This window comes from Serratia bockelmannii (assembly GCF_051803255.1).
Lineage (GTDB): Bacteria > Pseudomonadota > Gammaproteobacteria > Enterobacterales > Enterobacteriaceae > Serratia > Serratia bockelmannii.
The window spans coordinates 1,611,720-1,621,891 of the sequence record NZ_CP196512.1 but is presented as its reverse complement, the minus strand read 5'-3'; the positions used below and the strand labels follow the sequence as shown (position 1 = coordinate 1,621,891).

Sequence of the window (10,172 nt, the reverse complement as noted above, 5' to 3'; positions counted from 1 at the left end):
AATTATTTATTTAGTGAAAACATTGATAGGTGCATTTTCCCAATTTCGCCACGCCTAAAGAAATAATTAAAAAAAGTTAAAGACGCAAACTCAGTTAATAAAATGCTATAAGCTGCGCCTATACTCCCATGGCCAGGAACAAAAAAGATAGCCGATATAATGCTGGTGATAGTAACCATCAGTGCTTTGATAGATAAGTAATGATACCCAGATTTTTTTATAATATAGCGGTATGACACAACCCCCATAACTGAGAATAGTGATGCGACAGTTAGAAGCACTAACGTATAGTAAGCTGATAAATATGCATTGCCAAACAAAAAGGACAAGACTTCCCTTCCTGTTAGTAAAACACCAACGACCGCTAATATAGATATTGAGAATGCGATCTTGTTAGCTTGTAGGACGTAATGTTCGATATTTTCTTTTGCTTTTTCTTTATAAATAATAGAAAAGTAAGAGGTAACAATTGATAATGGAATGAAAGCCCAAGAGGTAGCGATCGTACTTGCCGCTGAGAAAACACCCAATTCACTATCGCCATAATAATAGATAAGAACAAACTGCGAAAATCGTGTGTAAATAGTAACCGAGATGCCTGAAATTGCCAGAGGCACGCCAACAACCAGAGTATAGTATATATATCTTCGTCTTTGAAATTCGGAAATAATAACTATTTTGTGCTGAAGTCGGTAATTCCACTTTCTAATCAAATAAGGTATCAATGAAACGAGGATGATCGGAGCTGCTAGCCATGCCGGATCAAGACTTAATACGGCTATAACATATCGAAAAAAAATGGCAACAACCAAACCGACTAGATTTGCCAGTGTATTTTTCTTGGAGTTTAATGTCGCCTCATTGAAAACTCTTAACACATCCTGAGTTACAAAATAGACAGAGATACATGAAGCTAAAAGAAAAATAAATGTCAGATAATCAGAGTTAAAGTAGAACCAAATCAGTGCAAGCGCAGAGAGTGAGAGATGAATAAATGCACGTAATCTCTTAACTGCGCTCATTAACTTGAAGCACGAATTTTTATTAGCACATGCTCTCTTAAAAATGATACTATCAGTCCCTAACAAAGAAATTGACTGAATAACTGCAAAAATAGTTGTAGAAAATGCTAGCTTGCCAAAATTTTCCGGCCCAATATATTTAGCAACATATGAGGTAACAAAAATCAAGCCAAGTACTGTCACTATTTTTTCTGCAGAGATCCAGTACGAATTTTTTAAAATATTCAAGTTGGCATCTCTAATATGAAATCAGCTATCAAGGCATACCCAGATTTTACATGAAAAAAATCACATTCCCATATCAGCGCTTTTATCTGAGTGATATACCACCAAGCTTAGTTGAACTTATTATTCTTGCAACTCGATAAGAACTGGATTGACTGGGATCGGCAAATTATGCACAACTTTATGACTACCCACAGTAGTTGTATTATACTCCACTTTGGTGCCAGTAAGCATATTCGTCACAGCAATACCTTTAACGGACATAGGTAAAGTTAAGTTTGAAAGCCTAGGCGGCTTTTGACTATATTTTTCCATCGACCAAGCAGCTATGTATCTCGTATTGCTATTTTCATTTTTAAATTGGTAAGATATCACTCGATCAGGTGCGTAAAGCAAGGTACCATCAAAAGCTTTAGCAGGCGAATCATCTGGTCTGGCTGATTCTTGTTGAATAATGTAACTGACATCATTAGCAGGTATCAAGTTGACTGATAACGAAGCCAAACGCTGTACTGCATAATATGAAGGTTTGGGGGTCCCATCCGACCGCAACAAGCCGAAGTTATCTTCGCTGTTGACCTGACTTGCAATACCAGTGTCATTCTTGTCATCCATGAAAGAATAAACGATGCTTGTTTTAATTCCAACGCCCAAAGACTCCATGAAGCGCCGTTGTATATACACTGCTTGCTCATCCTCACTAACACCAACAAAATTTCCTCTTGAGATTGGAAAGTTCTTTTTAGTCGTCCATCCCCACTCAGTTAACCAGATGCTTTTCGGCCCACCATTCTCAATGGAGAAATTAAGCATTCTATTAATAAGTGCAGAAAAACTCCCGTCTTTGTCAGAGATAAAAGTATTTCCGTTTTTCTTGAAACTTGCTTTTGAGTCAGGATACGGCATTATTTCAGGTGTGGTTGCATAGCTATATGGATGCAATGTAATGCCATCAACATTCTTGCTGAGCCCATACCTTATCATGCGCCAGTTCATTGCAGGAAATCCACCAAGACCTATGACCTTTATCCCTTTAGTCGTTGCCTTAATCTTGTCAGCTGATTCGTTTAATAGCTGAACATAGTTGCGCATCCAGCTTTCGATTGTACCATCCTTGGCCGTACCATAAATTGTTCCTGCATTCCTTGTCCCCTGGGCGAACGAGTTTGCATACCAATTGAATGGTTCATTCAACACTTCAATAGCATCTATTTTTCCTTGTAATTGTTGGGCAACATATGCAATTGCATTGGAGTAGGCATCAGGAGGAAATTGATTATCGCTGTATATATTCGGATTATTACCATTAAATGTAATAATGATTTTTATACCATATTTATTAGCAATATTAATCCATTCGAGATCTTCTTTAGGGATGGAATAGACACCTTTTTCCTTCTCTACCTTATCCCACATGATTTCATCTCGAATCCAGCCGACATTCATAGCAGCGATTACTGGGATATACTTCTCGGGATCCCAGTGGGCCATGCTTCGCATTTTTCTTACAAAATGAGTGGCAACTCCGAAGTGATAGTTCATTTGCTGTGCAGTATTGGCTGGCTCGACATTACCTTCACTCTTCGCTACCATTTCTGCCGATAGCGCTGTCGAAGATAGTCCAAACATTGAAATCAATAAAATAAGCTTTCTCATCATTACCTCTCTATAAGTCAACAAAGAGCATGTTGAACAAAACTATTAACCAGCCTAAAAAATTGAGTGATTGATCAAGTTTACTTGAACTCTAATGAGTAGAATCCGAGTCTTCGCTTAACGAAAAAAACTGTAATTAAACTTTGAACCGAAATAGTTATTGATGTTGCCCACGCTGTCCCAACAATCCCCCAGATAGGGGTTAACGTCATTATAAGTATGAATATTAAAGGGGCCGAAAACAAAAAAACTTTCTGCACGTCTTTTTCGTGTCCAGACATCATCAGCAGGTAGCCAGCAGATCCTGTTAGCACACTAACCAATTGCCCAATTGTTAATATTTTCAATAAACTGGCGCCTTCAATGAAGTCTTTCCCAAAAAAACTCATAATCAAATCTGGGAAAAAAAATACAGCAATAACCATTGGCGCAGCACCGACAACTACCAATCGAGTCGACATTATAGCAAGCCGCCTTAGCTCGACAAGCTTACCCGAATGATAGAATGCAGCGAATCTGGGAGCTACAACCAAATTTACTGCCATTAAGGCGAAACTTGTCAGCATCGATGTACGCTGTGCGACAGCGAAACGTGCGATATCATCAGCAGGTACATAGCCGCCACTCAAAAATTGCCCAGACCACTGGACAAACTGACTCAGAACGATAACTGTCCACAGGGGTATAGCTGAAGTAAGCACAGTTCCCCATCCTATGTCTGTCTGCTCCAGTACCACCGTTAAATTAGCCTCTTTGCTTTTGCGCTGAATCGAAAGATATATAAGCCCACCAAGAATAGCAGTAATCAACGCAGAAGCAGAAAAGGCAAGCGAGGCGTCAGTACTTGAATGCATTACCCCGCTAAGAGCAATAAGAATAAAAATAATGTTTACACTAATGTTAAGAATAAATACAGAAAGAATTATTCTTCGAAGCCCCTGCAGAGCCATTGCCAACAAGGTAAAGAGTGAAACACCTACTAATCCTGGCGAAATTGATAACAAAGTGAGATCCAGTTCTGGCTTTGAAAAAAAGCTTACCGAAATAGTCTTTGAGAAAATTGCCAATATTAGTGCTAGTGCCACTGAAATAACAAAACAGCCTAACAAGGTTTTTTTTAAGATCTGGCTAGATATCAGTGTGGTATTTTGCCCTGAAGAAATTCCTGAGAACCTAAGAACTAAGTTGTCAAAACCGCACCGTCCTACTGTCGAAAGGAATGTAATAATACTTAGTGCCAAGAGAAAATAACCCGCCCCTTCAACACCCAGTACCCTAGCCACCGTCAAATTCATCAAAAAGGCTGAGAGTACACTTAGAACCCTTACGAAAAGTGAAATAATGGAGTGTACTATAACCTCCTTACTCTCACTACTTTTAAAAATTTTAATAGCCATCTCCTGCAACCTATTTCTAGTACGACTTACTTTTTAAGGACACCCAGAATTTCTTCATTATCAGTCACGATTAATGATGTAATGTTGAGAGATTCCATTTTGTCATAGGCCTTACTAATCGAAATATTTTGCGAAATGGTATGTGGCTTAGTTTTTACTATGTCCAAAACGCGCAGGTCGAATATTTCTTTTGAATGTTTATCAAGTGCACGCCTCAAGTCACCATCAGTAATGATCCCGAACAACTTTTTGGCGTCACATACAATAACCAATCCCAAGTTCCCTGAGCTGATAGCTTTTATTGCATCAATGATACTTGAGCTCAAATCAATTATGGGTAAGTTAGAGCTAACCATTTCATCTCGCACTTTCCTCAGTAATTTCCTTCCCAAGGACCCCCCTGGATGAAATCTCGCGAAATTCTCTGGACGAAAATTACGTAATTCCATCAGAGCAATAGTTAGAGCATCCCCCATAACCAACGCAGCGGTAGTAGAAGATGTTGGGGCTAATTGGTGTGGACATGCCTCTTCAGGAACCCACACATTCAGGTGATAATCTGCGCTTCTGGCTAGTGTTGATTGCTCACTGCCGGTAATTGATATGATTTTATTCTTATTATCTTCCAGGAATGGAAGCAACTTTAGCATCTCATCGGTTTCCCCTGAGTTAGATATAGCAATAAATATATCTTCTTCTTTTATCATGCCCAAGTCGCCATGGAATGCTTCACCGGGATGCATATAGAAACTCGGGGTACCTGTACTCGCTAAAGATGCAGCAATTTTCCTACCAATCAGTCCTGACTTTCCCATTCCGCTAATAATAACTCTCCCTGTCGACTGCAAGATAAGCTCAACTGAGTCCGAGAAATTTTCATCTAAAAGCTCTAACACACTCTCCAACCCACGGATTTCTGTATTAATAACTTTCTTAGCAACTTCAATTGCCTTCATTCTCTATTACCCTTTTGATATTGTTATAGTCATCAACTGTATCGATTCCATGATGTACATCTCCATCAAAGTACATCATGCCTATTTTCATTCCATTTTCTAATGCTCTTAATTGCTCAAGTTTCTCCAAAGATTCCAGTGTTCCTGTAGGCAATGAACAAAAAGCAGTTAAGCTATTTGCGCTGTAGGCATAAATACCTATATGTTTGACACATGAGCTGATATCTAGAGGCTTATCTCGGTTAAAAGGAATACGAGAGCGACTAAAATAAACAGCGTTTCCTCTCTCACCAATTGCGACTTTTACCATATTATTATTTTCTGCATCTTCAAGATTAGTTATCTTCGAGTAGGCTGAGAAAATGTCAAATTGCTTGTTCTTGAGAGAGAAATCGATGAGCTCTCTGATTAGTCGTGGCGGAATTAACGGCTCATCTCCTTGAACATTAACAACTAAAGTATCATTCGGCCAGTGGCAAAGTTCAACAACTTCACTCACTCTGTCAGTTCCAGACATATGTTGACTACCAGTCATGATAGCCTGAATACCTTCATCAACTGCTTTTTTATATATTTTATCGCTATCAGTTGCTAAATATATATCTTGGTGTTCGATGCCAGCCTCGATACAGCGTCTATATACGTGCCAAAATACAGCATGTCCTTGCAGCATGAGCAACGCTTTTTCTGGTAATCGACTAGAGGATAGACGTGCTGGGATGACAATCTTAACTTTTCTATTTTCTGGAAAAACACTCATCAGTCTTACCTACTTATACTAAAAAACTTGCCGTCTTTTGAATTCATAAAACCAGTTTGCTGCATTCAAAAAACCCAATTAACAATTATGGTTTAATCATATTAACGAGTGGTTAATTGAACGTATCCAAGCGACGCTCATACAAACATTGCATCTTGTCAACATAACCTGTCCGAGAGTACTCTCTTTTTATGTCCTCGAGAGCAGTCAATATAATACTTCTTCTTATTTCATCATTCTCGATTAGCTGTTGAATAGCCGCGATCGCCTCATCCAACTCATCAAACAAATAACCATTTTTTCTATTTTCGATTAAATCGTTATTTCCGGCACAATTCTTCGCTACCACCGGGACTCCGGATGCCATTGCCTCCAATATAGAAATAGGCATACCTTCCCACTTAGCCGTGGATACATATATATCGGATCTCCTTACTAGCTTCATCACTTCCGTTTTAGGTAGCCATCCTGTAACGCTCACCCCAGCTTCCTGCAGAAGGCGCTTTAAATTATCTTCGCCATCTCCCACCCAAGTAAAATTAACCGGCTTATTAGTTAAACTTTTTGCTAAAAGCGAAAATGAAGTAGGGTCTTTTTGGTTTCTTATTCCACCAACAGTGATTATCTCTACTTTCTTTTTGTTTTTAAGACCCAAATCAGAAACTGAAAACTCAAAAGAAGCTTCGCCATCGTAGGCATTATTTATAACTTCTATATTCTTTATGGAAAGGTTAGTTTTTATTGACTCGTATTCACTTTTTGAGCAAGCAACATAGGTCGAAGGAATGAAATTCGCAACTCTCTCTAATGTTTTAAAAACATACTCCTTTACCTTTCCAATGTCTTTCCTCATGAAAGAGATACAATGTGGGCTGTAAATAACTCTATTTTTTTTATTTCCTATATTAGCCAACCGCCCAACAAAACCAGCTAGAGACGAATGCAGATGAATAATATTAGGATTTTTTTCTGCTATTGTTTTTCTTAGTAGGATGCATGATGCAGGGAATTTTCGCATAGCCATATCAATCTCCACCAGTTCAATTCTTGGATCGAACAGTGTGGCTATGTTTTCTGGTGTGTCGGATCGCCGCGAATAGATCACATATACATCATTATTATTTTTTATCTGACTATTGGCGAGCATCGTCACTACAGATAAAGTGCCAGTCGCTGAAGACTCAATAATATGCATTATTTTCATTTTATTTTCTTCAACCCTCCATTACTGCTTATGTACACTCCAGGCTCAAAAATACTTTTTGTAACGACGCTACCAGCTCCAATTATGACATTGTCAGCAAGTTTTACCCCTTTCAAAATCGTAACATTTGAGCCGAGCCAGCAATTACGGCCTATAATTACATCTGAGACATCAAACTCAATTTTGGATACAACATAGCTATTTCCGATGCGATGATTATGGTCGTATATTTTCACACCTTCGCCAAAAAGTGTATTTTCGCCAATTTCAATCCTACCCTTTGCATTGAATGAGCAATCATTATTTATGAAGCAACCGTCTGAAATTGAAATTTTGCCTCCATCAGAAAATATTCTACAACCATTTCTAAATTTCACATTTCCAATGTATATTCGTCCATTGACTCTACATCTAATATGTGGAAGGTCTGTAGTGAAAAATATTTTCTTTGTTGAAAACTGTCGTCTAAAAATAAGCTTACTTAGTAGAACTCGACAACCAGAATACGCTACCTTTAATGCAACTATATATTTATCCATCATTTCGCCTTGAATAAACACTATCAATGAGATTAGGTGTTATAGTAAAGTTTTCATCGAAGAAGTCTATGTCTACAAGGTAATTATGTAAGTATTTTTTTAATTCAGCGGTTCCCATATTTGAATATACAGAACGCCCCATAAATACGACACTTTTATCAAATAACATCGATTCCATTCCAACTGTGGAATTTATCGTATATACACACTTTGCGTTTTTAATTAGCTCGTAAGTATTCTTCTGCGAGATAAATAATCTACCTTGGTTCTCATTTTTAATCTTGTATATATAGTCAAAGTTCGATTCAGCAGGATGAGGCTTAGTTACGATAGGTAAAATCTCTTTTTCAATGAGATGATTTAGCACATCAACATTGTCAACATCGCTATTTAGAACTATCTGGGTATCTGTCGACACCTGCATGGGGAAAAAAATGTACTCATCAGGAATAACCTTATCGTCATTAATTTCATGTGTTCTTTTTTTTCTAATCCTATTGCTTATCGAGCTCTTAGGGAATGTTTGAAAACCCCAGAATTTTGTATAGACAAAATCAATTAGATGCCTAAGAGTTATCTCTTTACCTTTAGATGCTTGGGGTAGTAGTTTATTCCCTTTTTTTTCTTCAAAAAAATCTTTCAGCCAAACGTCATGAATACCTTCATCAACAGATGGAATATTCTGCAATACTTCAGGTTTTAAATACACACTTGATGCAGCATTTACCCCCTCAGGATCAACAAATATCTTTCCTTTTAGATTTGATAATTCAAAAAAAAGTAGGCTAACCGTATTGTCTGCTTGTTTAGCTTGACGCATTACAGCACCTATTACGTTATCACCATTCCATGTCAGTAAATTTACCTTCTTGTTTTTATTTTTATCCAATATTTTTCTTATTGAAGATTGTAATATGGAGGCGAACTCCATTGCATTTTCATGCTGAAGAATATTTAAGCCAAGCTCCCTCACTCTATTGACAGGAAGACTAGTAACTTTATCTTTTTCTTGTACTTTGCTTACTTTCGATATTAAGTAAGCTTCATGTTTTTTTCGCGCTGCCAAATATGTACTTAACAGTGTGGATACAAAAATGTACTCTCTATCTTTGTCTGAGGCTGCTAAACGCAAGAAGAAACTTCCGGCTAACGCATAATCTATAACACAGATACTTATTTCTTTATGTGATGTCATGTTCATCCTCTAAATTTGAACGATTTTTTCTTCTTTCAGCAACCAACGCTTTGCAGAACACGATAAATATCCAAAAGAAAGAAGATAATATATTGAATTTAAATAGCAGCGTAATTATAACTCCATAGAGGATGTCAAGATTCTTCAGACCCAGCCGTGACAAAAAGAATAATAATAAAAGCAGGCCAAATATACCACCGGAGAAATAAATATAGGGATAGAACGATGAATCGCGAGTATGATATCCTTTTAACCCAATTTTACCAATCGGCTCATCCTCGGCCCAAAAAAATCCACTGCCAACTATATCGTTGATAAAATCGCGTGCTTCGAACTCTTTAAGGATTAAAAGCCTCGATGATATAGCATCATAATCAGAATCATCGGTTATTCTTTTTGTGTAAAAATCACCTAAATAAGGAGCCGAAAGTACAATAGCAGCGATAACCGCGCCTTTTAATAAATAGTTTTTCTTTAATCTAAAGAAAAGAATAATCATTGCCAATGCAACAATAGCCAATGATGCTATAGATAAACTCAATGCGCAACTAAACAACCCCAGTAGAACATATTTATTTATTTTCTTATTTAACAACATGAGAATCATCGTAGGACAGAAAACGCTCATGCTATAGAACGAAGGTTCTGAATACAAACCGGTAGCTCTTATCGAAAGTATGAAACCACTCAAGGCTCTCGATGCATACAGCGTCGTACTCTCCTGTTCCCTTACCATATTGTTAAAATCGATAAAGTGGCCAAATGCTTGATATGCAATTAGCTGAATAAGGAAAAATGTGAGATTGACAATGATTAAAGATTTGCAATAGAACTCAATATCAGAAATTTTAATTATGTTGCTTGTGTACATCACATAGAGAGTTGATGCAAAAAATATCATCCCCAAAAACTTGACATAGTATATCCAGTAGATATTTTGCAGTAGCGAACATGCAATAACTGAGATATTTATAAGCAAAAAATAAAAAATATCTCTACGTTTTACTACCAACGTATTTTTCCAAAATGGGGCGATAGACAGAAAAAGAAAAAAATATCCAAGAGCTGCTGCCCTATAACTAAATGTACTTAATGAAAAAAAGAATACTGCAAGAAAAGAAATTATTTTGAACATTTTAAATCACCTCACGAGAGCAGTTTATTAATTCACTATTCATTTATTCCCGCTCAAGTTTTATCCTTCATGTTCATCAGAAA

Annotated in this window: 9 protein-coding genes; all 9 read right to left on the bottom strand. The window is 37.2% G+C overall.

What is annotated here, in order from left to right; genetic code table 11:
• Positions 1-2: 2 nt before the first annotated feature.
• Entirely contained in the window at positions 3-1,250 is a 1,248-nt protein-coding gene (locus tag ACSJLU_RS07820; RefSeq protein ID WP_197832365.1) for an oligosaccharide flippase family protein, read from the bottom strand.
• 120 nt (positions 1,251-1,370) lie between these two features.
• Entirely contained in the window at positions 1,371-2,906 is a 1,536-nt protein-coding gene (locus tag ACSJLU_RS07815) for a hypothetical protein (protein WP_141997635.1), read from the bottom strand.
• A gap of 77 nt (positions 2,907-2,983) precedes the next feature.
• Positions 2,984-4,300, bottom strand: a complete 1,317-nt coding sequence (locus tag ACSJLU_RS07810; RefSeq protein ID WP_141997633.1) for an oligosaccharide flippase family protein — start codon at positions 4,298-4,300, stop codon at positions 2,984-2,986.
• A gap of 26 nt (positions 4,301-4,326) precedes the next feature.
• A complete protein-coding gene (locus ACSJLU_RS07805; RefSeq protein WP_197832364.1) occupies positions 4,327-5,256 on the bottom strand; it encodes a KpsF/GutQ family sugar-phosphate isomerase in 930 nt (309 codons plus the stop codon).
• The gene (gene kdsB, locus ACSJLU_RS07800; protein ID WP_141997629.1) at positions 5,243-6,016 is read right to left on the bottom strand and encodes a 3-deoxy-manno-octulosonate cytidylyltransferase; all 774 of its coding nucleotides are present in this window, start codon (positions 6,014-6,016) and stop codon (positions 5,243-5,245) included. Before kdsB ends, ACSJLU_RS07805 begins: the two co-directional genes overlap by 14 nt.
• Before the next feature lie 112 nt (positions 6,017-6,128).
• The gene (locus ACSJLU_RS07795; RefSeq protein WP_197832363.1) at positions 6,129-7,220 is read right to left on the bottom strand and encodes a glycosyltransferase; all 1,092 of its coding nucleotides are present in this window, start codon (positions 7,218-7,220) and stop codon (positions 6,129-6,131) included.
• The gene (locus ACSJLU_RS07790; protein ID WP_197833509.1) at positions 7,217-7,762 is read right to left on the bottom strand and encodes an acyltransferase; all 546 of its coding nucleotides are present in this window, start codon (positions 7,760-7,762) and stop codon (positions 7,217-7,219) included. Before ACSJLU_RS07790 ends, ACSJLU_RS07795 begins: the two co-directional genes overlap by 4 nt.
• The gene (locus ACSJLU_RS07785) at positions 7,752-8,954 is read right to left on the bottom strand and encodes a capsular polysaccharide export protein, LipB/KpsS family (protein WP_197832361.1); all 1,203 of its coding nucleotides are present in this window, start codon (positions 8,952-8,954) and stop codon (positions 7,752-7,754) included. The genes ACSJLU_RS07790 and ACSJLU_RS07785 overlap by 11 nt, the downstream gene beginning before the upstream one ends.
• Complete coding sequence (locus ACSJLU_RS07780; protein WP_197832360.1) at positions 8,941-10,089, bottom strand: hypothetical protein; 1,149 nt, start codon at positions 10,087-10,089, stop codon at positions 8,941-8,943. Before ACSJLU_RS07780 ends, ACSJLU_RS07785 begins: the two co-directional genes overlap by 14 nt.
• Positions 10,090-10,172: the final 83 nt, after the last annotated feature.

Excerpts from the sequence above, each read along its gene's own strand:
- ACSJLU_RS07815 (WP_141997635.1), bottom strand. The coding sequence starts at position 2,906 with ATGATGAGAAAGCTTATTTTATTGATTTCAATGTTTGGACTATCTTCG.
- ACSJLU_RS07810 (WP_141997633.1), bottom strand. The coding sequence starts at position 4,300 with ATGGCTATTAAAATTTTTAAAAGTAGTGAGAGTAAGGAGGTTATAGTA.
- ACSJLU_RS07805 (WP_197832364.1), bottom strand. The coding sequence starts at position 5,256 with ATGAAGGCAATTGAAGTTGCTAAGAAAGTTATTAATACAGAAATCCGT.
- kdsB (WP_141997629.1), bottom strand. The coding sequence starts at position 6,016 with ATGAGTGTTTTTCCAGAAAATAGAAAAGTTAAGATTGTCATCCCAGCA.
- ACSJLU_RS07795 (WP_197832363.1), bottom strand. The coding sequence starts at position 7,220 with ATGAAAATAATGCATATTATTGAGTCTTCAGCGACTGGCACTTTATCT.
- ACSJLU_RS07790 (WP_197833509.1), bottom strand. The coding sequence starts at position 7,762 with ATGATGGATAAATATATAGTTGCATTAAAGGTAGCGTATTCTGGTTGT.
- ACSJLU_RS07785 (WP_197832361.1), bottom strand. The coding sequence starts at position 8,954 with ATGACATCACATAAAGAAATAAGTATCTGTGTTATAGATTATGCGTTA.
- ACSJLU_RS07780 (WP_197832360.1), bottom strand. The coding sequence starts at position 10,089 with ATGTTCAAAATAATTTCTTTTCTTGCAGTATTCTTTTTTTCATTAAGT.